We start from the raw sequence: 24,725 nt of genomic DNA on the forward strand, positions 1-24,725 counted from the left end.
TTATGAGAAAAGTGTTGTTAATATTTATTAGCAGCACTTTTTTTATTAACTAAGAAGAATTTTTTTGTTTCAGGATAAATGGTTGTTGACTTCAATTTTGCTCCTGCCATTTACCATAATACATGATCTCTATTGCTGGATGATGGTGTGTTTCTATAACATATTTATAACTAGAAAATAAAATGTTATGGGGAGAGGCGGGAGAGAATCAGGCTCAGTATCCCGTTTCTCTATCTTCCATATAAATATCCATAACATCCTTAGCAGGAGCTGTCCCCATATGCTTACAGGATAAACAAAACAGATACCATTCTTCCTTTTCTCTGCTTCGAAACGTAATGATCCTGTAAAGCTGGATGATTGCCAGGATGCAAAATAGCGTGACAGAAGTATAAAGGTACCAGGCGAAGCTATTACTTCTCGTATAGATATAAACAATAGGAATCATGAGCCATATCATGAGTACAAATTGGTTAAAACAAACACGGTGTCTTATTAGTCGAATAACCTCTGGATTATCACAACCATAACAAGCGATATTATCTAAAGGATACTTAGAAGGAATACCAAACATTTACATTGCCTCCTTGTGATTTCGGGACAGGCATACTGTCCCGGTAAGTTTAAAATAAGGCGATCGGCTTCATTTTGCCTTTTTCGAAATCGAATTCCATTTTATGAACGCGAAGTCGGGGGAATTCAGCTTCTTTTGTCTCCGGTACTGCCTCATACATACGTTGCATTCCAGCGTAGGAAATTAACCAGGTGGAGCCTGACTTCCTTACTTCGCCATCCTGGAAGTTTCCGCGATCAATTGCTTTTCGAATAATATTTCCATCCGACAGGTTCCAGATTTCTGCCGCTTCCTTAATCGATAAAACGTTGTCCAAAGACATCTGATTAATAGGTGTGAAGGGGACAGGACCAACAATCGAGCCGATGGTATGCTTCTTATAGAACATCACATTATCAGTGGAATGTTCCCCAAGCGGTGAATAATCAGATACTCCCATTTCTTCATTTTCTATTAAAGCTTGTTTGATCTCATCTAAATGGTGCAATCGTGAAAGATCCCCATCTTGTTCTTTTCTATAAATTGCTACTGGCCACAATCTGCTTCCCCTTATTGTATAAACCTGAAATAAGTCCAATCTATTTCCTCCTTTTCGAAATTTAATAAAAATAGTATTGAAATCCTGATTTATTCGTTATATGATTAATACCATCTAAGATAACTTTACAATAGTTATCGGATTTTAGCCATAATTAAAATTTAGCATGAAATGGAAAGAAAATCAAGAGGAGGAGCATGAAATGGAAATAATTGTTCTTGTTATTAGCATTTTAATTTTCGGATTAGTCGTATTTTTTATTAAAGAACATGATCTGGAAGGAATGAAGGACCAATTGGTAGCTACAAAAGAAGAGCTGGAAGAAAAACTAGAGAAGCTAAACGGTTTGTTATTAGCTCATGAATCATTTGTTCAAAAGAGAGAAGAACTGCAGGATACACTGAACAAGTCACAACAGGATCAGGAAAAATGGCTTCACTTAAAAGATCAGTTTTTAGCAAAGCGAAACGCACTATTGAAAACCAGCTTAACAGAACAACAGGCAGTCAGCATTCTGAGTACATATAATCAAAACGAAATTGATCAAATCGATCATCTGGATTTGTTCAGTGGATATGATGAAGGAATTAAAAGCTATAAAGCGGCACTGGACGAAAAGGAAAGCTTTTTAGCAAATCAGTATTTTATGGAAGATGAACTGGATTTAGGACAGGAGGAGGACTTGATAGAGGAAGAACGACTTATTACAGAGGAACAGGAATGGGAAGACGAGCGTGAGCGGGAATACGAAGAACAGCAAATACAGGTCGAAGAAACTCAAAGACAGATAGAGGAACAACAGCAACAACTGGATGAAGAGTTGCAGCTGGAAGAGCAGCAGCAACTGATGGCAGAACAGCAGAGGCAGATGGATGAGGATATGAATAATAATCACAGGGATATGATTCGTGCAGAAATGGAAGAAGGCCAGGTAAACGGAATGGGTTTCCACCCGGATGATTATGGAAACAGCAGCGCGTATGATGATCTTGATTCCACGCATGACGACTACGATATGATGGATGATTTTGACACAATGGATGACTATAACGATTTGGATAATATTGGCTATCATGACCCGAATGAGTATTAGAGAGGATGTTGTATTATGGAAATAATTAAATATATTGGCTATTGGATCGGTTTTCCTGTCCTTATTGGATTCGTTCTATTTGGTATTTACGCAATGTTATTGCATGATTCAGTCAGTAAAGATACGGATGAAAAATTTGATTCGAACTTATTGGACCATATGCTGGCAACGATTATTTTTCCGGAATTAAATATTTGGCGATTAAGTGTAAATAATGAAAGCAAATTCAAAATACTTGTTTCTTCTTTGTTATTTTTTCTAACTATTGGTTTTATCCTTGTAGCCAATTATACCAGTGGCTGGAATTGGAGTTTGCCATTAAAACAAATTCTTATTACCATTCTGGCTTTTGGTGTTGTTCAAAGAGGATGGGCGGTATACCAGGTTTATCGGCTTTTAAAAGTAAGGAAAAAAGTAGAGGACATCGAACAAGAGATTGCAGATGCTGAAGAGAAGATGGGGGATCTTACGAACGATATTAAAAAGGAAAAGAAAGAAGCTGCCAATCTTGAAAAGGAGATCCAATCCGTAAGCATGCGAAATAAGCAAATTTATGCTTTTTCAAATAAAATACATACTGAATTAGTGGACCATCTGGAGTCATATAAAGAAATACTCCGAACAGTCAGCTCTAACATTAATCGTTTAAGAAATTGGGATGATAAAAATGTGAGAATCGCCATCGATACGAATATTTTGATGGAGTGTGATGACTATCTCATCGAAGAGCTGAAACGTCATAAGCTGTTGATCAGCAAAACGGTACAAGGAGAATGGGATTATAATATAAAGGGGAATGATCCGGAGAAAAAATCAAAGGGCCTTCGAGCTAGGGACAGGTTAGACGAGCTAGTTGAAAATGGTAAACAGACCAGTAAACCGTGTGATTTTATTGTCAAGAAGTGGAATTCTCAATTTATGAAGGATAACAACTTGAGAACGGATGAAAATGATGAAAAAATCATCGCAGATTATTTGTACGAGTATCAAAAAGACGAAGACATAGTCATTCTTTCTGCAGATAAAATGTTTACCATAAGTGCCAGCATTCATATGCCAGTAATCCGTATGGAGAAAGTGAATCTTTTCGGGAAAGAAGCTGAATTAGTATGAGGCAATGACAGTCATGGTGTCCCTTAAGTCCATTATTTGAACATTAGGAATTAATATTTTTAGCGATTTATGAATGTGATTTTATTTTAAATGGGGATAAAGTTTTGGAACACGGGGACACAGGTACTGTGCCCCTTATCAAAACGGTGATAGTAAACGTATGTAATCCTGGTCGATTTAATAATCCCCTCTTGATTCTATTGTTGACGTCATTTTTCTATCATGATAGTTCTTCTTCTATTCTTTACAATAGTACCGCATTTGATCAGTACCAAAAAATTAAAAATACTTTCCTTCATTAGTTAACATAGATAAATTCCATTCAATACATAATTAAAGAAGGGTATTTTCCTTTAAAATGGGGCAGTATGCTTGTACACCTATATTTACACTTCTCCTGAACGTCCTCTTGACAAAAACAATATAAGGTCTTAGAATGAGAGTCAGATAAAATGAAAGCGCATATACTTTTTTGTTTCAAAATGATGAACGCTCATCATTTTAATTTAATTTCAACTTGGATACTAAGGGATATGGTGAAGAGAATGAAAGTGACAGCAAAAACAATTGCAGAACAACTGAATATATCGCCCGCAACGGTGGATAGAGTCTTACATAATAGAGGCGGTGTAAGCCCGAAAACAATTAAAAAAGTAATGGAAAAGGCAAAGGAATTAAACTATACACCCAATAAATCAGCAAGCTTTTTAGCTAAAAAGAAGCAAGTAAATGTTGCATTTGTATTTCCAGAGTATCCGCAGTATTTTTGGAAGGAAATCGAAATGGGAATAAAGGCAGCCTTAGAAGATATGCAGCATTATGGCTTCCATATTGAAATATTGAAACCACCTCACACAATTGAAAAGCAAATGGAAGTGGTGCAGCAGATAATTAATTCAGAAAGATATGATGGTTTAGTAATTTGTCCGACAGATGGCATACCATTAACAAATATTATTGAGACAGGCATTAAAAAGGAATTCCCGATTTTTACCTTTAACAATGATTCACCAACGAGTAAAAGGATCTCATATGTTGGTGCTAATTATGATGATGCAGGAAGATTGGCAGGAGAGTTACTAGTAAAATTTACTGGTGCTTCAAAAAAATTTGCTGTTATAACAGATGAGCAGGATACTTTTCAAATGAAGCAAAAACGAAGAGGATTTGAAGCATTTTCACTTGAGAATAATACCATCGATTTTGTTAAATTACTTAGATATGATAATCAAAATGCGGAAGAGTCATTAGCGCGTATTAAGTCTAACATTACTGATGTTGATGGAGTTTATGTTGCTTGTGGAGCATTAGCGGAAATATCCGTTATAGTAAAAGAATTAGGAGAAAACCGTCCCATCCTGATTGGTCATGATATGAGTAATTCTATATATCAGTATTTACAAGAAGATATTGTGACAGCAACTATTTGCCAGGATCCATATTATCAAGGTAATCTCGCATTACGTCTAGCTTTTAATTATTTAATGCTAAATAAAGCGCCTGACAGGGAAGAGCATATTGTGAAATTAGAGATTGTAACAAAAGGAAATGCTAAATATTATCTGCAATAAAAATTAACAAATCAATAGAAGGTACGTCCCTCTATTGATTTGTCAAGTTCATATATTAGCAGCAAATTTTTTTAAAAATAAAATGATGAACGTTCCTCAAAAAATGAAAGGGGGCATGATACGGTATTCCATTTAGGTGATAAAAAAATTGGTATAGTGAATTGAAAGTGTATTTGAAAGCGTAATCAAATAAAAAGGAGTGTTATCCATGAAAAAAGTTATCATGTTGTCTGTAAGTATCATCGCATTACTACTTATAGCTGCTTGCGGAAATAGTGAGGAAAAATCACAGTCTGGAGATAACAGCAACGGGAAACAGGAAATTCTATTATGGCATTATTATACAGGATCTGAAGATGCGCTGAATCAAATATTAGCAGATTATAATGCATCACAAGATGAATATGAGGTGGTTGCGGAATATGTACCATTTGATGAAATGAATAGACAGTTGTCGGTTGGAACTGCAGGTGATTCATTACCTGATATTGTTATATCCGATACAGTAAATAATGCATCAATGGCATCAATGGGGATTTTGGAAGATCTTACGGACAAGATTAATGAACGGGGTATGGCTGATAAGTTTCTAAATGGGCCGATGAGCTCTACCATCTATCAGGAAAAGAATTATGGCTTGCCATTAACAACAAATTCTTTGGGGTTATTTTATAACAAAAAACTATTTGAAGAAGCTGGCATTGAAGAGCCGCCAACAACTTGGGAAGAGTTAGAAGAGGCTGCAGCAAATTTAACAACTGATGGTGTTAAAGGGTTTGGAATGTCAGCAGTTCGATCAGAAGAAGCAACCTTTCAATTTTATCCGTTTCTTCTATCAGCAGGTGCTACTTACGAGAATTTAGATTCACCAGAGGCAAATAAAGCTCTTTCGTTTATTCATGGTTTACTAGAACAGGATTATATGAGTCAAGATGTTTTAACCGCTACACAAGATGATTTAACAAGAATGTTCTCAGAAGGCAGTCTTGCTATGATGATCAATGGTCCGTGGATGATTGAAAGAATTCAAGAAAACGAAAACCTTGATTTTGGCATCACTTATATTCCGAAAGACAAAGAATTCAAGTCTGTTACAGGCGGAGATAATATTGCCATTACCAAGGATGGAAATGTGGATGCTGCCTGGAGTTTTCTTCAATGGCTATTTGAGCCAGAACAAAATGAACGTTTCGCAAAAGAAACAGGATATTATCCAACAAGATCTGATGTGCTGAATGAAGCGGATTATTGGAAAAATGAAGAGTATGTCAAAGAATTTATTCCTATCATGGAAGTAGCTGAAGCTCGAGGACCTTCTGCTGACTGGCCAAGTGTTTCTGAAGCAATCCAGTTAGCGGTTCAGAAAGCGCTAACAAATGAGTCTTCAGCAGAAGAAGCATTAGCGGAAGCTGCTGCTGAAGTTTCAGAGATAGAAGCAGCTGAGTAAGAATGTTTGATGACAGTTTTATCAATTGAATAAACTGTCACATCTCAACAATAACTACACGGTAATATTGGAGGAGTTGACAGAATGGATAGTGTTTTTCAAAAGGATGGAAATCGTCTAGTACGTCAATATGATGGAGAGAAGTTATGGATTGAACCATGGGGGGAGAATAGTTTACGTATTCGCTCTACCTATTTAGAAACAATTATAGAAGAAGATTGGGCACTTCTGCCTCAGGAAGATATAAAAACTACGATTGAAATTGACGAAGGGCAGGCAACGATCGAAAATGGAAAAATAAAGGCAGTTGTTTCTGCTGCCGCCTCAGGAAAAATGACGTTTTACAATCAAAAGGGAGAAATTCTTCTAGAAGAATATGTTCGAAATCGTAAAAACCTTAAAGAATTTACAAGTGCGCTGAAAATTGATGCTCGTGAATTTAAAGCGAACTTAGGTGGGGATTTTCAATTAACTTACCGTTTTGAATCCAATCCCAAGGAGAAAATTTATGGTATGGGACAATACCAGCAGCCTTTTTTAGATCTGAAAAACTGTACTTTGGAGTTAGCCCACAGAAACTCGCAAGCTAGTGTACCTTTTGCACTTTCCAGCCTAGGCTATGGCCTTCTTTGGAACAACCCTGCCATTGGACAGGTTACATTCGGGAAAAATATAACAGAATGGGTAGCTAAATCTACCAAGCAGCTTGATTTCTGGGTGACTGCAGGTGATTCACCTGCTGAGATTGAAGAAGCTTATGCAAAGGCAACAGGAACTGTTCCAGAAATGCCGGAGTATGGCTTAGGCTTTTGGCAATGTAAGCTCCGCTATCAGACACAAGATGAACTGTTAGAAGTAGCGAGAGAATATAAACGAAGAGGCTTGCCAATTGATGTTATTGTTGTTGACTATTTTCACTGGCCGATGCAAGGTGATTGGAAATTTGACCGCGATTATTGGCCAGATCCAGAAGCTATGGTCAAAGAACTGAAAGAAATGGGAATCGAATTAATGGTTTCGATCTGGCCGACTGTGGATAAGCAAAGTGAAAATTATGCAGAAATGCTGCAAAAAGGTTATTTGACACGTACCGAAAAAGGGATACGTATCACGCATGACTTTTTAGGAAATACCGTATATTTTGATACGACACACCCTGGTGCAAGAGATTTCGTTTGGCAAAAAGCAAAGAAAAACTATTATGATATGGGAATTAAATTATTTTGGTTAGACGAAGCAGAGCCGGAATATAACGTGTACGACTTTGAGAACTATCGTTATCATATTGGTTCAAATGCTCAAGTAGGTAATATTTATCCGGCGATGTTTTCGAAAGGTTTTTATGACGGTATGAAGGAAGAAGGGCAAGAAAATATTGTGAACCTTGTACGTTGTGCATGGGCCGGAAGCCAGCGTTACGGTGCGCTTGTCTGGTCTGGTGATATTGATTCTAGCTTTGAATCGTTAAGAAATCAATTCAATACAGGTCTGAATATGGGACTGGCTGGAATACCTTGGTGGACAACGGATATCGGCGGATTCCAAGGTGCTTATACCGAAGATCCTGATTTTAAAGAATGTATGATACGCTGGTTCCAATATGGAGCATTTTGTCCAGTATTCCGTCTTCATGGTGATCGTGAACCACATTCTGAACCATTAGGCACTAGTGGTGGAGGATTATGTCCAAGCGGGGCACCTAATGAAGTTTGGAGTTATGGGGAAGAAGCATACGAAATTTTCAAAAAATATATGCTTATGCGTGAGCGACTAAGACCTTATATTAGAGAATTAATGCATGAAGCACATGAAAAAGGCACGCCTCTTATGCGTCCACTGTTCTATGATTTCCCGCAAGATCAAAAGGCGTGGGAAATAGAAGATGCTTATATGTTTGGTCCTGATTTGCTTGTTGCGCCAGTATTGCATCAAGGGCAACGCAGACGGAAGGTATATTTACCAGAAGGTGCCCAGTGGACAAATGCCAATACAGGGGAAGTTTATCAAGGTGGAGCAGTGATTGAGTGTGAGGCAGCTTTAGATACCATACCATTATTTTTAAAAGATGATGCAAAGTTACCTATTGTTAACTAACTCAAGTTTCATAGCATGACAAACAGAATGAAAGGAATGAGGTGCTTCCAGTGTGGAAGAAATTTGGTGATAAAGTAGAGGGGTATTTGTTTGTATTGCCGGCAGTTATTTTCATGCTGCTGCTGATTGGTTATCCCCTTATTTATAATATAATACTAAGTTTTCAGAATGTAGACTTAAGCAATTTAGGAACAGGTGACAGGACATTTGTCGGCTTTGAAAACTTTCGAACTGTGGCTGAGGAAGAGGCCTTTGGAATATCGATTAAGAATACATTGATTTATACAATTGGCAGTGTATTCTTTCAAGTGATTATTGGCTTTTTCTTAGCATCCTTTTTCAGTATGAAGTTCCGTCTGGCAGGTTTTCTCAGAGGAATCATGATGATCAGCTGGTTGATTCCAATGACAGTAACAGCATTGTTGTTTAAGTTTATTATGGGATCAAATGAAGGAATATTTAATCAGATGCTGCTTTCCTTAAATTTGATAAACGAGCCGATTGGCTGGTTATCAAGTCCTAATGTAGCGTTATGGAGTGTTATTATTGCGAACATATGGGTAGGTATTCCATTTAACATGCTGCTATTGTCCACAGGCTTGAGCAGTTTGCCACAGGATGTTTATGAGAGTGCTAGTTTAGATGGGGCAAACTGGTGGCAGAAATTAGTCCATATTACCGTACCCTTGTTACGCCCGGTAATTATGGTTGTATTAATGCTAGGTTTCATCTATACCTTTAAAGTTTTTGATATTGTCTATGTCATGACAGGTGGAGGACCAATTAACTCGACAGAAGTGTTGTCAACCTTAGCCTTCCGGTATTCCTTCTCTGATTTCGACTTTAGTTTAGGTGCAGCTGTCGCGAATGTTCTATTCTTCATTCTATTCGCTATTAGTTTAGTATACTTGCGAATGATCAGGAAAGATGAGGCGATATAAGATGAGTAATCGGAAAAATTGGTTTTTAAGTATTCTGGGTATTATCATTGTTGGTGCATTCTTGTTCCCTGTTTATTGGATGATTATTACAGCTTTTAAAACACAAACAGAGATATTCCAGACACCGCCGACATTCTTCCCTCAGGAATTTCAGCTTGATAGTTTCATAACCGTAATTCAAGGGGATGTAGGTCAGTACTTTTTAAACAGTGTGATTATTTCATCTTTAGCAACTGTTCTTGTATTGATTCTGTCCGTTCCTTCTGCATATGGTTTGGCAAGGTTTCGAATTAAAGGGATAAAATCGATGCTTCTAATCTATTTGGTCACACAAATGTTACCAGCAACGGTTGTATTAACACCATTATTTATTGTGTTTAACAATCTTGGTTTGTTAAACACGTATATTGCACCAGTTTTAGCAACTGCGACATTGGGAGTTCCTTTTTCTGTCTTGTTATTAAGGACTTTTTTTATTGGAATACCAAAAGAACTGGAAGAAGCAGCGAAAATTGATGGCTGCAGTCGTTTACGTGCCTTCTTGCAGGTAATTGTTCCGATTTCTTTACCGAGTATTGTTGTATGTGGTGCCATTTCCTTCTTCTTCGCATGGGGAGATTTGATATTCAGTATCACATTTAACCGCGATCAGGAACTATGGCCATTAACAGCTGGTATATTTAATGCGGTTGGCCGCTACGGAATCGAGTGGAACAACCTAATGGCATTCGCAACTATCTCTGTTCTGCCAGTGATTATTATCTTTGTCCTCCTGCAAAAACATTTAGTAGAAGGATTAGTTAGTGGATCAGTGAAATAAAAGGAGACAAAGGGACAGGATGGAGCCTGTCCCTTTTTGGGCTCTCACTTATTAATCAATATGAGCCAAAAAAAGATCGGGTATCATCCCGATCTTTCTGCTTACTTCAAAAAACCAATCTCTTCTAAAAAATTCCCCAGTGCTTTTGCTGCTTCTGCACGTGTGGTAAAATTAGCTGCTCCAAACCTGTTATCCGGAAATCCTTGCATAATATTATGCTGAACCATTGTTTGGATATCTTCCATTGCCCACTTGGGAAATTCTTCGGCATCTGAAAAGTCTTCGGTTGTTTGATTATTTTCCTGCAATGTCATTTCTGTATATTTTAATGCGCGTCCTAATATTGCAGCTAGCTCAGCACGAGTTACTTTAGCTTTCGGACGAAATGTTCCATCAGTAAAGCCAGCAATAACTTTGATATCTGCTAATGCGTATAAATCATTGGCATACCATTCCTTGCCTGTCACATCACTGAAATCGGAAGCAGGTGTACCATCTTCTATGCCTAGAGCAGTTGCAACAATTCGGGCAATTTCCGCTCGGCTGATTGTGGCATTTGGACGAAAAGCCCCATCAGGATAACCATGTAAGATATGATTTTTCGCTAATAGTTGAACAGAGTCCTTAGCCCAATGGCCAGAGATGTCTGTAAATTCTTTAGATATGATATCTTCATCGGCTGTTTCAACAATATCCCCAGATTTTTCAATCAAGTATTCTACCTTTTTCCCACTCCAAAAGTGGAAAGTTAGGTGGACATTGCCATCGTTCGTTTCATTAAAGAAATTTTCCTTTAATTCAATATATCCCTCTTCATAATTCGGGGTAAAAGTATAGCCAAACTCTTTAAATGATGTCCAATTCTGTGGACCTGCGATCGTCCCATCTGGATAATATGCTTCCATTGTTGCTAACTGATCACCATGAAACTCAGCAGGTATTCGGAAACTTGCTGTTGTCCCTTCTGCATCAGAAAGCTTTGGCGTGCTGAATTGACGGACATCGATCTTCCAGTCAACACCACTTGAGAATGTAATAGTAATGGTAGCAATCGTACCTGTTTTATTAGATGCAATGAGTGACTTAAGGAAGGTTTGTGAAAAAGTAATTGTACTGCCATTGATCGTATAGTCACTACTTTCTCTGAGTAATTGATCGTCTAAGTAAATGCCTTCAAAATCATTTCCGTTTAAGTCAAAAGATAGTTCTTTATCTGTTATTTCTTTTCCTTTTTCTAAATAAATATAATTATCATTTGGAACAGCAGATCTTGTATCCCAGCTTGTTTGCAGCATATCAAAAAATTCCGGGTCAGACCATTCGAGTGAATTTCGATGAAGGTGTTGACCATTGTCCCACAGCATGTGAACTAAATTTTTTTGTTGTGCATAATATGTCATAAACTCAAAGAATTTCAATTTCTCCCCTTGTTGAATTGTCCCAATAGAAGTATCGAAACCTAGCAAACCATATTCCCCAATAACGACAGGAATACCATTTGCAGTGAAAGTATCATGTACTCGGTTAAAAACCTGAATAATGTCATTCTTCACCTCATCATTAAACCTAGTATACCCATCAATATTCACACTAAATGGCCAGAAACCATAATAATGAACGGTTGCCATGATATTTGGATCATTCAGTGTTTGAATGAAGCTGTCTAATCTATCCAAGTATTTACGCTCTGAACCTGTGTGAAGGGTAGGTAATACTAATGGACGAACATCATTGCTACCGCCAGACTCTCTAACAATTCGATAAAAGCTTTCATTTAGTTCATCTAAATATTGCAAACTTTCTTCTTCTGTTCCTGAAAATCTAGGTTCATTAATACTCTCAAACATTAGGTTGGTTGAGTAATCTTTGAAGTGATCCGCTAATTGTCTCCAGATTGCATTGAACCGGGTAACAGTCTGATCATGGTTTTCTTGCATGCCTGTCTCGATCCATAGCCACGAATCATGATGAACATTGATCATCACATATAGACCTTCCTCTAATGCCCATCGTACAGTCTGATCAATACGGTTCAGATAATCTTGATTAATTTGATAATTATCAGCTGTTTCCATTCGTTGGTCAAATGTAAGAGGAATACGGATACTTTTGAATCCATCTGTAGCAATCTTCTCAATCAGTTCTTTTGTCACATAGGGATTTCCCCATGCTGTTTCATCCTCGCCAACTGCATCATACGTGTTGCCAAGGTTCCAGCCAGGCTGCATATTTTGTGCATATTCTTCGATATTAATAGAAGTGTTTCGATCTTCTTTACCATATGAGGTAATTGTTCCGACAACAAGCAGTACAATGATCATGATCATTACTTTCGCTAGATAATTCTTCAAATAGATCCCTCCTGAATATTTGATTAAACCGCTTCAAAACTAAATTAACATAGGAAACCAATGAAAAAAACATAAAAAATTAGAGGTTTTCTCCATTAAAATGGGGAGAGGATCATAGAAAAAAAGGATTAGGACTAATATTAAATGTAAATCTGGTCTATTGCTATGAAAATTTGTATAAAAAATAAGTTTCATATTCTATGTGAATGGGTAGCTATTTATGGAGAGGAAATTTAAAAAGGGAAGGTGTGGTTCATACTATACATATTTAAATTCAATAGCCATAATAGTGAATTAGTAGTTTTTTTTGCCCCAGATGGATGAAATTACATTATTATTTTGATATAATGTAAAAAACTAAAAAAGAGGAGATGATTTGAAGTATGAACACAATGAAAAAAGGCCTAATGGTGGCTCTTGCAGCGCTCGTAATCTCTTTATTTAGTCCGCTTGCCAGTGTTTCTGCCGAAGAACAAGAGGTAGCACAGGAACTTGTAGATGCAGTCGCATCTATGAATATTGCAGATGATCAGGAAATCAGCTATCTTTACACACACTTTCAAACGGCGGGAATTACAGATTCTGAATTGGAAAGCATCGTAACAAATGCCGAGGAAGCGCAAAATATCCTAGCGGGAGTTAACTCCCCTGAAGAGTTATCAGACGCAGACCGTAACACAGTCGCTGCTCTTTTAAATGACAGTGCGCAGAAAGCACATTTAGTAATTAATTTAGTTGACGGAAATGAAAATGAAATTGATTTTACAGCAGATCTAGCAAATATTGATACATCTAGCTTACGTTTATCAGTTACAGATCTTAATGGAAATGAATTAGTGTCATATGATCCATCTATCGAAGATATCAGTGCAGATAGCTTAGCAGCTAAGATAAGTGCTTTAAAAGAAGCAGTAGAAGCTGCAAAAGAATTACAGGAATCAGAATCTTTTGTTCCTATGCCGGAATCACAATTGCCTAATACTGCAACAGATATGCCTCTGGCGATTGCTATTGGCGGTGGATTATTGGCATTTGGTTTGATAGCGTTATTCCCTGCAGTAAGATTAGCTCGCAAATTTTAAGAAATAAATGGAGATAGGGCTGTTTAAAATGGGAATGAAAAAAAGAGGACAAGCAAAGTCAAAAAAACGCAAAGCGTTGAAATGGGTATTAATTGGTATACCCATTTCCTTAATAATAGCAGGAATTTCCGTTGTAGCAATCTTTGGCTGGGAGATGACGAAATCAACAGTCTATCTTTCTAAAACGGTAGTTATGCCATATAAACCGGATGATACGCCTAAAGTGTTTAAAACTGACTATTGGGAGACAATACCAAAACCGGGTGAAAGCCTTGGAGCGCTAAAAATTGAATCACTCGACTTAAGTTATCCTGTCGTGCAAGGCACACGTGAAAATGAGCTGAAGGAAGGCATTGGCCATATGATGGGTACAATGCTTCCGGGACAAGGTGGACATGTAATCTTAAGTGGTCACCGTGATACCGTTTTTCGAGAGTTAGAGCATTTGGAAACAGGTGATGAAATTACTTTTACGACCAAGTATGGTGATTTTATTTATGAAGCAGTTGGCTTTGAAATTGTGAGTGCAGACGATCGGTCCGTCGCAGTGCCGAAGGATTATGAGACATTAACACTTACAACATGCTATCCTTTTGATTTCATTGGTGATGCACCAGATCGTTATATTGTTTATACTGAATTAAAAAGCAGTCCTTAAAAGAAAAAACTTATCACTCTTAATATTTATACTTCAGAGTGGTAAGTTTTTTTGTTAGAAAAGGTTAGTCAGGATAAGTAGACAGTATAGTTAGATTTAGTGAATCTGAAGATTAGTATCTGTATTTTTTCTAATAAGATAATTACAGCAAGAACGGAACCGACGTAACTTACCATACTTTCCAAATTACATTCTAGAGATGTCAAGTGGATCTTTAAGTTGAAGGTATAAAGAAGGCATTTATTTACTAGTATAAATAAATTATAGTCAACTAACTATACTGCTAAATTCTCATATATTATTTTTGAGTTGAAATGCAGTATAACTTCAGAGATGCGGGTGATAAATTATGTGGAAAAAAGTTTTATTTTCTCTGTTAGGGTTAGTCGTGATAGGAGCAGGTTTTTTTAGTTATTTCTTTTTTATTAAAGATTATGACATTGAAGATGAGCAAGTCGACAAGATATTGGAAAATGAATATGATCTAACGATACCTCAGGAATCGACCATAGAGCCGACTGATAAGGAAGAAAGTAATAGTATTCCAGAAAATAGACCTGATGAGAGTTCAATTAGTAATAATAATGAGTCTGAAGAGCTGACAACTGGAGATTCTCATGAAGAATCCAATGAACGGAATAGTAACAGTACTTCCTCTACCAAGGCTATGGCAGATGAACAAACGGGTGTTGAGTATGATGGAAGTCAAGGAGAAAAAGCTACCGCACAAGAAATTATCGCTAAATATAAACCGACATTTTCTTCGCTCCATAGTCAGGCTGAAGCAAGATTGAACGAATTGGCGGAATATGCCTATTCTGAATACAAAGAGGAAAGAGAAGCAGGCGAAAATATTTCCTACACTTATTTATTTCAGAAATATAAGTCTGCGGCAGCACGACTAGAAGATAAAACAGATAGCGTGTTTAATCAAGTGTATGGACAATTAGTTAATGAATTAGAGAATAATGGCTATAGCAGTGAAAAAGCACAAGCTATCTATGATGAGTATCAAACCGTTAAGGATTCCACAGAAAAAAAATTAATGAAGAAAATGCTTGAGAGTATCAATTAAAAATACTGGCATAAAAATAGGCACCCTTTTCTTGATGAGAGCGCCATAAAACTACTGTAGTAAATAGCACCAGATGAAAACCAAAACTAACCAAAAAAAACAGGTTAGCTTTGGCCGATAAAGAAGGACAGAATGATGGTAAAGAACCTAACCTTTGCAGGTTACTTTTGCAAGGTAAATAATGAGTGATGGGTGTATTTCCCGCTATTAGACTTTCGCTTCAAATGTATGACAATCAGTCTCTTGCTCATTTGAAGCTCTGTTGCCTGTGTGGCTAACAACATAAATGCTGTCAGCGTCACATCTGTTGCCTGTCATCCAATATTTACAGTTATTCACTTCACATTTCACATCTTTTGCCATCTTCCACACCTCCTACGTTAACAGTATCGTCCAGATGAAAGGTTTCATGTGTGGAGATTACTGGCAATGTAATTAGATTGTATACATTTCAGATAATTCTGCAAGTTGGAAATTTCTAACAACATAACGAAGGTGAGAGTTTGCTTTTTTGTATTGGAATGATTTGTTATAAATTGCTGCAATCATTAAATGACATTCATCTCGTTGGATCTGATCACCCTTGCTTGTGAAGTATGGTAACATGTGGTTTTCTAAGTATTGTAAGGTATGTGTAGAATAGAGATTGCTTGTTATAATTTGTTTTAATAGGTAAAGCCTGTGCTGGTATTTTTTATTCACTTTTAATTTTCTGCCTGTGTGAATATAGTCCATACATTGCTGTTTTTGGCCATTACAGGCATAGACGATTGCGATGAAGTAAACATACATTACTTTATAGATGGGGACTTCCTCTTTAATAATCGCCTCTCTTAAAGCATGTAAGGCTTTATTGTATTCCCTTAGTTTAAGATAAATATATCCTAAAGTAAAATGAATCCATTCACGTTTAATCTGAAATGCTTGGTGAAATGATTGTTCTAAAATTTTATTTAATGATCGAATGGCATCCTCATATTTCTGAAGCATTATATCAGGGATGGTGAGTAAATATTTACAAAGAAGAAGGTTTATCGAATCGATTCGTTTATCATATAGCTGGTAAGCTTTCTGAAGTTCTTTCCCGGCGTGGATGGGGTTATCTGAATGAATATGAATAAGAGCAAAATAAATATGGATTTCAGGGTCATCTTGAACAGGTGAGTTCTTTACATTTCGTGCAGATTGTAAATAATACAAAGCATTTTTAAGGTCATTTTCCAGAATAAAGTAATATCCTAATGATTTATAACAAAGATAAGATTCTTTTTCATTTAATGTATTAGTATATTCAACGATTTTAGGAAGAATAGGTTTTGCTTGCGGGAGGTCAAATCTTAATAAGAAATAACGGAAAAGGAAAATATAATAGCGAGTATTAAATTCTATTCGTTGTAAGGGAAAGTGGGTTTTCAGCTCATTGTACAGCTTGTCCGCGACAGGTCTTTTGTGCTCGGTAATCGCGTTATGCCATTCATCAAGTTTTTTATCAAACGGAGGATAGGTTGTATAATTGCCTTGTAATTCTTTGATGTCTAAAATAACGGATATTTTTGTTAGGAGTTCTTCTTGCGGTTCGGCCTTTCCTGCTTCAATTTTACTAATGTACGAATCAGAACAATCGCTCTCTAATGCTAGCTTTTTCTGTGTCATTTGCTTTCTCCTGCGGTAATTTCTAATTAACTTACCATAATGAAACACTTCATCATCCTCTTTTCCTCATTAGATAATTTTACTCATGAATTAATTCGACATAATAGTTCTATTTCCTTCTTTGTTTAATAATATTTTCCTGTTTTTTATAATATTGACCTAATAAATTCGACGAAAAAACCCAATATAAAAAATGTGATAATAATTACGAATGCCTTGAGACCTATAAAAGGGATGACGAAAACTAAAGTAGGAATAAAGATAAGAAATCCAATCAGCATAATGAAAAATAGAGAAAAAAATGTCCGCATAACAAATTCCCCTTTTTTAATACAATGTATGTCATTCGCCTAAATAGGTGATAAAAACCAATTTTTTGAACTTGTATTGTCCATCTCTTATAATGAAAATGAAAGAGGAGGAACTCGATATGAATAAGATTAATGTAAATGATTTTCGTAAAGCAAATTACCCAATTGATGAAATGTTTTTAAACCGTTGGTCACCTAGAGCTTTTTCAGGGAAAGCAGTAGAAGAAGAAGTGTTGATGAGTATATTGGAAGCAGCTCGCTGGGCGCCGTCGGGGAGTAATAAACAACCATGGCGCTTTGTTGTCGCAAGTGAAAAAGAAGAGCGCGAGAAATTCAACCAATTTATTATGGAAGGCAATTTAGTCTGGTGTAAAATTGCTCCGGTATATGCTCTTATTATTTCAGACTCTGAAGCAAGTCCTTCCCATGTATTTGATGCAGGGGCGGCATGGGGATTCCTATCTCTCCAGGCAATGAAAAATGGACTTATTACACATGCAATGGGGGGGATATATAAGGATAAAGCGCGTGAACTATTGAACATTCCAGAAAAATATACCATTCATGCCGTTGTAGCAATCGGTTATCAGGATGATGTGAGTGTGCTGGAAGAAGCTTATCAAGAACGAGAAAAACCTTCAGAACGTCGCTCATTATCAGAAACAATTATTAAAGGAAGTTTCTAAAAAAAAACAGGGCTTTTTAACGTTTTTCCGCATTTCCTTGTTATACTTATCATAAATCATTTATTAAATTGATATGATATAGAAAATCACCATTATGGAGGACTATTGATGATGAAAAAAGTTAGGAAAGCGATAATACCAGCTGCAGGATTAGGAACAAGGTTCTTGCCTGCAACAAAAGCGATGCCGAAAGAAATGCTTCCGATTGTCGATAAGCCAACGATCCAATATATTGTAGAAGAAGCCATTGCTTCTGGTATAGAAGACATCATTATCGTTACAGGGAAAGGGAAACGTGCAATTGAGGATCACTTTGATAATAACTTTGAGTTAGAAGACAATTTATTTAAAAAAGGGAAATTGGAATTGTTAGAAAAAGTAAAGCAGCCTGCCTCTGTAGAGATCCATTACATACGTCAAAAAGAACCATTAGGACTTGGACATGCTGTATGGTGTGCAAGAAAGTTTATCGGTGATGAACCATTTGCGGTTTTGTTAGGGGATGATATAGTTCAGGCAGACGTTCCCTGTTTGAAACAATTAATAAGCCAATACGAGGAAAAGGGCAGTTCCATCATTGGTGTACAGCAAGTCCCTGAAGATATTACTTATCGTTATGGAATTGTTGATCCTGTTGAGCAAAACGGGAAATGTTATTCTGTCCATCGATTTGTTGAAAAACCGGAAAAAGGAACAGCTCCGTCTAATTTAGCAATTATGGGACGCTATGTTTTATCACCGGAAATATTTCAGTTCCTTGGCCAGATGCAATTAGGTGCCGGAGGAGAAATACAATTAACTGATGCCATTCAGCAGTTAAATGAAACACAAAGAGTATTTGCTTATGACTTTGATGGGAAAAGATACGATGTAGGAGAAAAATTAGGTTTTGTGCGGACAACTTTAGAATTTGCACTTCAAAATGAAGAGATTAGTGCAGATGTACGTAAGATGCTAGAAGAGTTAATGGATCAGGTACACAATTGATAGATATTGTATTAAATAGATTAGATAAATAGCTTCCCGAGGCTGGGACAAAATAGCTTATCCATACTCTGTAAGCCGGACGGTTCATCGACTGAATCTGTCCGGCTTTTGCTTTCAGAAGATCCACTACTTTATGCAAGGTTACTGTTTGGAAGATAGACTTTCTATGGAATGGATGATCGTACCTAAACTCCCCTTATGTGATGCTGTCTTTACAGGATGATAGTTTCTGAGGAGGCTCTAAGTATTGCCCATGGAAGCCCCCAGCGGTTATATATTTATTGTCTCATCCCCGTTTTTTTCTTGCTCGCGAATCATTAATGGATTATAAATTTTTTGTAAAGTAATGATTATAATTTAGGCAATGTGTAGATATGAGCAGTATTAAATTGTATAATACATTCAATTAGTATCATTTAATCTTGTTTATTACTACTTATTGTAATCAATTGGTTAAATCACATTATTATATGAGGTGGCCCGAGAGAAAAATGGATAATCAGTCTGTTATAAATTCCGATGATTTTTTTGCACGATACATACAAATTACTGAAGATATGAAAAAAGGCCATACAATGGAGCAAGTATTGGAGAAAATATTGGCATATTTCGAAAGTGAATTTACTGATACGCTCTGTACGATTATGGTGGTTAATAAAGACCAAACGAGGTTCTTAAACATAATTTCCACAACGTTCCCGGAAGATTTGGCTGATTTGTTCAAAGCTGTAAAAATATATGAAGGCTCCGGTACTTGCGGAACAGCTGTAGCTACAAACCAATTAGTTGTGACAAAGGATATTAAAAGCGACACTAAGTGGAAGGCTTATCGACATATTATAAAACAGTACCCTATTTCATCATGCTGGTCCAAACCGATTTATTCAGCAATTAACAATAGGGTTGTTGCAACATTTGCCATGTATACAAAAGAGGAGAGAGATCCAACGAAAAAAGAACTGGAAATGATAAATGGTTACCATGATCTTATTTCATTGGTGATTTCTCAATACCTTTTCAGCACGGAAGTGTTAAATGATGGTTCTGTTCCAAATATTTTAGGAACAAATTCTGAAATGAGTGTGGCATCAATAAGGAACGGAATTAATGATCAAGAGTTTGAACCATATTTTCAACCGATTGTAAATAAAGATCGATCCATTTATGGTGTGGAGGCTTTGGCTCGCTGGAATCATCCCATGAAGGGTATTCTTTCTCCACCACACTTTGTGGAATTTGCCGAGGAATACGATATTATTGATGAAATTGATAAGTTAATTATTAGAAAAGCCTGTGAAAAAGTAGTAAAACTAAATGAAGGACGTGAAAAACCATTATACTTATCTGTTAATGTGTCTGCAAAGCATTTAGCCTTACATGATTTTGTTTCATTTATTGAACAAACCATCGATGAGACTGGTTTTGTGTATCATCATCTCTGTTTAGAGATTACAGAAACACATTTAATTAGTGATATGGAATCTGTTTCCAATAAACTTTTATATTTAAAGGAATTAGGTGTAAGAATATATCTTGATGACTTTGGAATTGCATACTCTTCCCTGCACTACTTAAAAAAGTTCCCTGTAAGTTCAATAAAGATTGACCGTTCATTTATGGAAGATATCACACAAAACTTTATTGATAAGGAAATTTATGAAACGATTATACATCTTGCGAAAAATTTAAATATACAAGTTATAACAGAAGGTATAGAGACCCCTGACCAATTCGAATTATTAATTGAGTTGGATGCAAATTTATTTCAAGGATACTTATTTAGCAAACCAATCCCATTTGAAGAATTAGAAGGATACCTTTTAGCACAATAAAGATGCTGGGAAGAAAATCACCAAGTACCGTTAATTTGGTACTTGGTATTGCTTCCTATATGTTTTGATCAACCATTTCCTTATAAACTTGTTTCTGCTGCTCTAATTCCCTTTGCACTAAATCCATCGCATTAGGATCATCTGTTACATGTGCTGCTTGAATTAAAGATCTTTCTGCCCGCTCTATTGAATGATGAATTTGAGTAAAGATTTCTTCGTTTGGGTGGCTTTTCGCTTGGTTTATCGCCCGTTGTAAATGCAGAATCGATTGCTGTGCCTGCGCTAACTGATTTTGAGCTTGTAAGCTTGAAATATTATTCCCTTTTTCCACTAAAATCCCTCCTTCTCTTTTATTAAAATGCAAATAAAACCAACAAATTATTCATATAAAATAAATTTGGCAAAACAGCGAGTCTTATGATTATTACAGCAAGGTTGGACACACAGAGCCTGTCCTCCTGTCTCCTCATGTGTTAAAATCTCAATAGAAAAAGTAAGCAGAGTATGGAACGTTTAAGGAGGGCAAGCCATGACAAATGAATCATTTAAACTGCTTATTGTTGATGATGAATTATTGATTAGGCAAGGAATCATTAATTATGTGGATTGGGAGAAAGAAGGATACCAAATTATAGGTGAAGCATCTAATGGAAAAGAAGCACTTGCTATGATAGAACAGACCAAACCACATATTATAATTACAGACATTGTAATGCCGGAAATGGATGGGATTGAATTAGTTAAAACAGTGAAAGAAATATACCCAGACATTGAAATAATTGTGCTAAGCAGTTTTGAGGATTTCCATTATGTTAAATCAACATTCCAGAGTGGTGTGGCTGATTATATTCTCAAGCCTAAATTAAACGCTGCTGAACTTTTATCTACATTGAGCAGGGTAACGGTTAAACGGGTTGATCCCAAAACACTTGAAAAACAATGTGTATCAGAGGAAGATATGCTTAAGAAATACTTGCAAGGTTATCAATCCACAAGAAATTTAGAGAAGCTGAAAGGGATTTTTCCATACAGCCAATCGAATTTTATTGAATTTATTTGGGATGAAAAAATAAGTACTTCCGCATCTTTTCAGCAGTTGCTCGAGAAATACAGGAAACAGTTTGATAAATTTGTTTATTACAATATCCCCTGCAATTCAACAGGGCAGCTATACTTATATAACTACCCGCGGGATACAATCAATCTCTTGAAAAAGAACGTAAACCAACTCGTTAAAGAAATGGATCCGAACGTACGAGTTATTTTTAGCCCGCCTTTCCACTCAATAGAGGAAATGAAACAAATATTTGAGGAAGAGCATCAGAAATTGAAACAGATATCTTTTTATTTTCCAGACCAATCATTGCTGATGTATGACGAATTACCAGAAATAAAGCAAAAACAGACCCAGTTTGACCTAAATCAATTTATCTTTTTATTTAAGCATAAACAATTTGAAGACGCATTCAATTATTTAAATGAACACATTCACTCATTATCGAAGCAATATAATACAGATGTTTTTGAATTCAAATCATGGCTGGAAAACATCATTTTTAACATTACCGTGTTATTAAACAATATGAAATATGAAACAGAAGAATTAGATTCACAAAAGTATCAATTTTTTTCGGAGATTAATGATGCTTTTCATATAAAAGATGCGCTCACAAGCTTTTATAATTTCTTAACAAAAGTGGAAGAGCTTGTCCTGTCAACTGACGGCCAATCACCAAAAATTCACCAGTTATTAAACTATATTGAAGAAAATTACAATGAGCATCTTACACTGACAACGTTAGCTAACCATTTTCATTTTAATCCATCCTATTTATCGAGTTACTTTCGTACACATCATAAGACAGGTTTTATTGATTATTTAAACAATGTGAGAATAAATAAAGCGAGAGAGATGTTAGAAACAAGTAGTATGGCGATTTCCACCATCAGTGAAATGGTTGGTTATTCTGATCCGAGTTATTTTAACAGGGTGTTTAAAAAAATGATTGGTAAGTCTCCAAGTAATTATCGCAAGGAATTACATAAAACGGACTGAGGCCATATTTTATGAGAAAATTCATTCATATTATTCAAGCAAATAATCTTTTCTTTAAAATATTTATTATTATGCTGATAAGTATTGTAACAGTATCTGTTTCTATTACATTCAGCACGATTCGGATGTCGGGCGATCTGTACATGGAACGTTTTAGCATCACGAATACAAAGGTTATTAATCAGATTAAGGAACAGTTTGATCTGTTTAGTTTTTCTGTTGTTTCCACGTATGTGAAAGTCGATGAGAATGGTATCTTAAAGGGTTTATTGCAAGGGGAGAAAGATACATCGATTAAGAAATCCCAATATTACTACCATATGAAAAGCAATATGGAAAGAATTTATGCGGAACTTGATCCAAATGAAGCAAATATGATCATAATGAGTCCGGATAACGATGTATTTAACATGAATTATGTTAGCTGGTCTGTTGATGCAGAACGATTAGCAGAACATCCAATCACGAATAGATCAAGAGAAAACCCTGATGATATCCTCTATCAGTTCGATTCTTCATCGCTAACAAAGAGAATTCCGATGATTATTGCATCAAAAGCGTTAGTAGACCGATCATCAGATGAGATTTACGGTTATCTATATGTATCCATTCGAGAGCGTGATTTAAGAAGTTTTTATGAAGGTTATACAAGTGAGGGCAATAATATTTTCTTATTACAAAACTCCGGACAAATTATATCAAGTGATAGGCAGGACATGATTGGCACAGAATCCGAGGAACTCCTTCATTATGTAAAGGAGTTGGAACAGTCTTCCACTGAATATAAGAATGTTCATGTGTTTGGCCATAATCAAGTATTGATGGCAGAGTACTTGCCTGGATTGGATATGTATTTAGTTAATCTAGTCAATCGGGAATTATTGCAGAAGAACTTAATCGACACAAAAGAAATTGTCATGATAAGTACTGCTATAGTTCTTGTTACTGTATTCATTATTTTCTTAATCCTGAGAAGAATGACTGTATCAATCAGTCAATTGGTCAGCCAAATTTCAGATATGGCGAGATATAAATTCAGCAAACCATTAGAAGAGACAGGTGGATATGAATCAAAGAAAATAGCCGAAGCATTTAATTACATGCTTAACGAATTACATGATTATGTTGAGATATTGTTAAAGACCCAGGAAAAGCAGCGAAAAGCTGAATTAGAAGCATTACAGCATCAAATAAATCCACATTTTATCTATAACACACTCGCATCTATTAAATTTATGATCAAACAAGAGAAGAAAGAAGTTGCTTTTGAGACAATTGATGCATTTATTTCCTTACTGCAAAATGCATTAGGAGATGTGGATGAAACGGTTACTGTTGAACAAGAAGTGAAGAACTTAAAAAATTATGTGCTGATTAACCAAGCAAGGTACGGGGACAGAATTAAAGTGAATTATTTGATCACACCAGATTGCTTATCCTATCATTTACCGAAACTGGTTCTCCAGCCATTTATCGAAAACGCCTTTTTCCATGCTTTTACGCAAAAGAAAACAGGTTATATTCAAATTTTAATTGCTGAAAAGGATCAGCGATTAATTTGTGAAATTGTTGATAATGGGGATGGAATGATACAAGAAAATCTGGTTACAAAAGGAAAGCGGCAATTATTCAGCGGGATTGGTGTGAAAAATGTTCATGAAAGAATCCAATTATTATATGGGAAAGATTATGGTGTTACAATAACAAGTCAACCTAATAAAGGCACGAATGTAATAGTAATCTTACCAATCATCCAAAAATAGTCCAGAATCTAAAAATAATCCAAGAGATCGCATGGCATGGTTAGTAAATCTAAAAATATTCATAATAAGTACTAAAGATC

Annotated in this window: 21 protein-coding genes; 15 read left to right on the top strand and 6 right to left on the bottom strand. The window is 36.0% G+C overall.

Features of this window, described 5'->3' with window-relative positions:
- Window positions 1-214: 214 nt before the first annotated feature.
- Together ACFOY7_RS07925 and ACFOY7_RS07930 are read right to left on the bottom strand one after the other, a co-directional pair.
- Window positions 215-574: a hypothetical protein gene (locus ACFOY7_RS07925; protein ID WP_390251124.1), complete on the bottom strand. Its 360-nt coding sequence runs from the start codon at window positions 572-574 to the stop codon at window positions 215-217.
- 49 nt (window positions 575-623) lie between these two features.
- The gene (locus tag ACFOY7_RS07930) at window positions 624-1,151 is read right to left on the bottom strand and encodes a helix-turn-helix domain-containing protein (protein WP_390251126.1); all 528 of its coding nucleotides are present in this window, start codon (window positions 1,149-1,151) and stop codon (window positions 624-626) included.
- A 163-nt stretch (window positions 1,152-1,314) separates the two neighbouring features.
- Between ACFOY7_RS07930 and ACFOY7_RS07935 the strand changes: the two genes are divergently transcribed.
- The 7 genes from ACFOY7_RS07935 (at window position 1,315) to ACFOY7_RS07965 (ending at window position 10,191) form a co-directional block, all read left to right on the top strand.
- Complete coding sequence (locus ACFOY7_RS07935) at window positions 1,315-2,205, top strand: hypothetical protein (RefSeq protein ID WP_390251128.1); 891 nt, start codon at window positions 1,315-1,317, stop codon at window positions 2,203-2,205.
- 15 nt (window positions 2,206-2,220) lie between these two features.
- Entirely contained in the window at window positions 2,221-3,318 is a 1,098-nt protein-coding gene (locus ACFOY7_RS07940) for a PIN domain-containing protein (protein WP_390251130.1), read from the top strand.
- A gap of 482 nt (window positions 3,319-3,800) precedes the next feature.
- Window positions 3,801-4,889: a substrate-binding domain-containing protein gene (locus tag ACFOY7_RS07945; protein ID WP_390251132.1), complete on the top strand. Its 1,089-nt coding sequence runs from the start codon at window positions 3,801-3,803 to the stop codon at window positions 4,887-4,889.
- A gap of 208 nt (window positions 4,890-5,097) precedes the next feature.
- Window positions 5,098-6,336 (top strand): extracellular solute-binding protein, encoded by a 1,239-nt coding sequence (locus tag ACFOY7_RS07950; protein ID WP_390251134.1) that lies wholly within the window; start codon window positions 5,098-5,100, stop codon window positions 6,334-6,336.
- Window positions 6,337-6,420: 84 nt separating this feature from the next.
- Window positions 6,421-8,430 carry a glycoside hydrolase family 31 protein gene (locus ACFOY7_RS07955; RefSeq protein WP_390251136.1) on the top strand — a complete coding sequence of 670 codons (2,010 nt, stop codon included), beginning with the start codon at window positions 6,421-6,423 and terminating at the stop codon, window positions 8,428-8,430.
- 50 nt (window positions 8,431-8,480) lie between these two features.
- Window positions 8,481-9,371, top strand: coding sequence for a carbohydrate ABC transporter permease (locus ACFOY7_RS07960; protein WP_390251138.1), 891 nt, complete (start codon window positions 8,481-8,483; stop codon window positions 9,369-9,371).
- A gap of 1 nt (window position 9,372) precedes the next feature.
- The gene (locus ACFOY7_RS07965) at window positions 9,373-10,191 is read left to right on the top strand and encodes a carbohydrate ABC transporter permease (protein ID WP_390251140.1); all 819 of its coding nucleotides are present in this window, start codon (window positions 9,373-9,375) and stop codon (window positions 10,189-10,191) included.
- Between the two features lie 101 nt (window positions 10,192-10,292).
- Here ACFOY7_RS07965 and ACFOY7_RS07970 read toward each other — a convergent pair whose 3' ends face one another.
- On the bottom strand, window positions 10,293-12,542 hold the full coding sequence (locus tag ACFOY7_RS07970; RefSeq protein WP_390251142.1) for a cellulase family glycosylhydrolase: 2,250 nt from the start codon (window positions 12,540-12,542) through the stop codon (window positions 10,293-10,295).
- Window positions 12,543-12,934: 392 nt separating this feature from the next.
- On the opposite strand from ACFOY7_RS07970, the gene ACFOY7_RS07975 reads away from it, so the two are divergent.
- From ACFOY7_RS07975 to ACFOY7_RS07985, 3 genes are all read left to right on the top strand, one after another.
- Window positions 12,935-13,624 carry a hypothetical protein gene (locus tag ACFOY7_RS07975; RefSeq protein WP_390251144.1) on the top strand — a complete coding sequence of 230 codons (690 nt, stop codon included), beginning with the start codon at window positions 12,935-12,937 and terminating at the stop codon, window positions 13,622-13,624.
- Between the two features lie 34 nt (window positions 13,625-13,658).
- Window positions 13,659-14,282, top strand: coding sequence for a class D sortase (locus tag ACFOY7_RS07980; protein ID WP_390251146.1), 624 nt, complete (start codon window positions 13,659-13,661; stop codon window positions 14,280-14,282).
- 349 nt (window positions 14,283-14,631) lie between these two features.
- Window positions 14,632-15,357 (top strand): hypothetical protein, encoded by a 726-nt coding sequence (locus ACFOY7_RS07985; protein WP_390251148.1) that lies wholly within the window; start codon window positions 14,632-14,634, stop codon window positions 15,355-15,357.
- A 207-nt stretch (window positions 15,358-15,564) separates the two neighbouring features.
- Here the strand turns inward: ACFOY7_RS07985 and ACFOY7_RS07990 are convergent, their stop codons facing one another.
- On the bottom strand, window positions 15,565-15,720 hold the full coding sequence (locus ACFOY7_RS07990; RefSeq protein WP_390251150.1) for a DUF1540 domain-containing protein: 156 nt from the start codon (window positions 15,718-15,720) through the stop codon (window positions 15,565-15,567).
- Window positions 15,721-15,792: 72 nt separating this feature from the next.
- Window positions 15,793-17,058, bottom strand: a complete 1,266-nt coding sequence (locus ACFOY7_RS07995; protein ID WP_390251152.1) for a helix-turn-helix domain-containing protein — start codon at window positions 17,056-17,058, stop codon at window positions 15,793-15,795.
- 382 nt (window positions 17,059-17,440) lie between these two features.
- Between ACFOY7_RS07995 and ACFOY7_RS08000 the strand changes: the two genes are divergently transcribed.
- The 3 genes from ACFOY7_RS08000 to ACFOY7_RS08010 all read left to right on the top strand — a co-directional run bounded on the left by ACFOY7_RS08000 (window position 17,441) and on the right by ACFOY7_RS08010 (window position 20,826).
- Window positions 17,441-18,007 (top strand): nitroreductase family protein, encoded by a 567-nt coding sequence (locus ACFOY7_RS08000; RefSeq protein WP_390251154.1) that lies wholly within the window; start codon window positions 17,441-17,443, stop codon window positions 18,005-18,007.
- Between the two features lie 111 nt (window positions 18,008-18,118).
- Window positions 18,119-18,994: a UTP--glucose-1-phosphate uridylyltransferase GalU gene (galU, locus tag ACFOY7_RS08005; protein WP_390252062.1), complete on the top strand. Its 876-nt coding sequence runs from the start codon at window positions 18,119-18,121 to the stop codon at window positions 18,992-18,994.
- A 491-nt stretch (window positions 18,995-19,485) separates the two neighbouring features.
- The gene (locus tag ACFOY7_RS08010; RefSeq protein WP_390251156.1) at window positions 19,486-20,826 is read left to right on the top strand and encodes a sensor domain-containing phosphodiesterase; all 1,341 of its coding nucleotides are present in this window, start codon (window positions 19,486-19,488) and stop codon (window positions 20,824-20,826) included.
- Window positions 20,827-20,881: 55 nt separating this feature from the next.
- On the opposite strand, the gene ACFOY7_RS08015 is transcribed toward ACFOY7_RS08010, so the two are convergent.
- Window positions 20,882-21,157 carry a hypothetical protein gene (locus ACFOY7_RS08015; protein WP_390251158.1) on the bottom strand — a complete coding sequence of 92 codons (276 nt, stop codon included), beginning with the start codon at window positions 21,155-21,157 and terminating at the stop codon, window positions 20,882-20,884.
- Window positions 21,158-21,355: 198 nt separating this feature from the next.
- On the opposite strand from ACFOY7_RS08015, the gene ACFOY7_RS08020 reads away from it, so the two are divergent.
- A complete protein-coding gene (locus ACFOY7_RS08020; protein WP_390251160.1) occupies window positions 21,356-22,882 on the top strand; it encodes a response regulator transcription factor in 1,527 nt (508 codons plus the stop codon).
- An 11-nt stretch (window positions 22,883-22,893) separates the two neighbouring features.
- Entirely contained in the window at window positions 22,894-24,645 is a 1,752-nt protein-coding gene (locus ACFOY7_RS08025) for a sensor histidine kinase (protein WP_390251162.1), read from the top strand.
- Window positions 24,646-24,725: the final 80 nt, after the last annotated feature.

Origin of the sequence: Gracilibacillus xinjiangensis, from assembly GCF_042651765.1 — a bacterium.
Classification (GTDB): Bacteria; Bacillota; Bacilli; order Bacillales; family Amphibacillaceae; genus Gracilibacillus; species Gracilibacillus xinjiangensis.

Coding starts and splice junctions, on each gene's coding strand:
- ACFOY7_RS07990 (WP_390251150.1), bottom strand. CDS start 15,720: ATGGCAAAAGATGTGAAATGTGAAGTGAATAACTGTAAATATTGGATG.
- ACFOY7_RS08000 (WP_390251154.1), top strand. CDS start 17,441: ATGAATAAGATTAATGTAAATGATTTTCGTAAAGCAAATTACCCAATT.
- ACFOY7_RS07935 (WP_390251128.1), top strand. CDS start 1,315: ATGGAAATAATTGTTCTTGTTATTAGCATTTTAATTTTCGGATTAGTC.
- ACFOY7_RS07980 (WP_390251146.1), top strand. CDS start 13,659: ATGAAAAAAAGAGGACAAGCAAAGTCAAAAAAACGCAAAGCGTTGAAA.
- ACFOY7_RS07940 (WP_390251130.1), top strand. CDS start 2,221: ATGGAAATAATTAAATATATTGGCTATTGGATCGGTTTTCCTGTCCTT.
- galU (WP_390252062.1), top strand. CDS start 18,119: ATGAAAAAAGTTAGGAAAGCGATAATACCAGCTGCAGGATTAGGAACA.
- ACFOY7_RS07965 (WP_390251140.1), top strand. CDS start 9,373: ATGAGTAATCGGAAAAATTGGTTTTTAAGTATTCTGGGTATTATCATT.
- ACFOY7_RS08025 (WP_390251162.1), top strand. CDS start 22,894: ATGAGAAAATTCATTCATATTATTCAAGCAAATAATCTTTTCTTTAAA.
- ACFOY7_RS07925 (WP_390251124.1), bottom strand. CDS start 574: ATGTTTGGTATTCCTTCTAAGTATCCTTTAGATAATATCGCTTGTTAT.
- ACFOY7_RS07975 (WP_390251144.1), top strand. CDS start 12,935: ATGAAAAAAGGCCTAATGGTGGCTCTTGCAGCGCTCGTAATCTCTTTA.
- ACFOY7_RS08010 (WP_390251156.1), top strand. CDS start 19,486: ATGGATAATCAGTCTGTTATAAATTCCGATGATTTTTTTGCACGATAC.
- ACFOY7_RS07945 (WP_390251132.1), top strand. CDS start 3,801: ATGATGAACGCTCATCATTTTAATTTAATTTCAACTTGGATACTAAGG.
- ACFOY7_RS07985 (WP_390251148.1), top strand. CDS start 14,632: ATGTGGAAAAAAGTTTTATTTTCTCTGTTAGGGTTAGTCGTGATAGGA.
- ACFOY7_RS08020 (WP_390251160.1), top strand. CDS start 21,356: ATGACAAATGAATCATTTAAACTGCTTATTGTTGATGATGAATTATTG.
- ACFOY7_RS07950 (WP_390251134.1), top strand. CDS start 5,098: ATGAAAAAAGTTATCATGTTGTCTGTAAGTATCATCGCATTACTACTT.
- ACFOY7_RS07955 (WP_390251136.1), top strand. CDS start 6,421: ATGGATAGTGTTTTTCAAAAGGATGGAAATCGTCTAGTACGTCAATAT.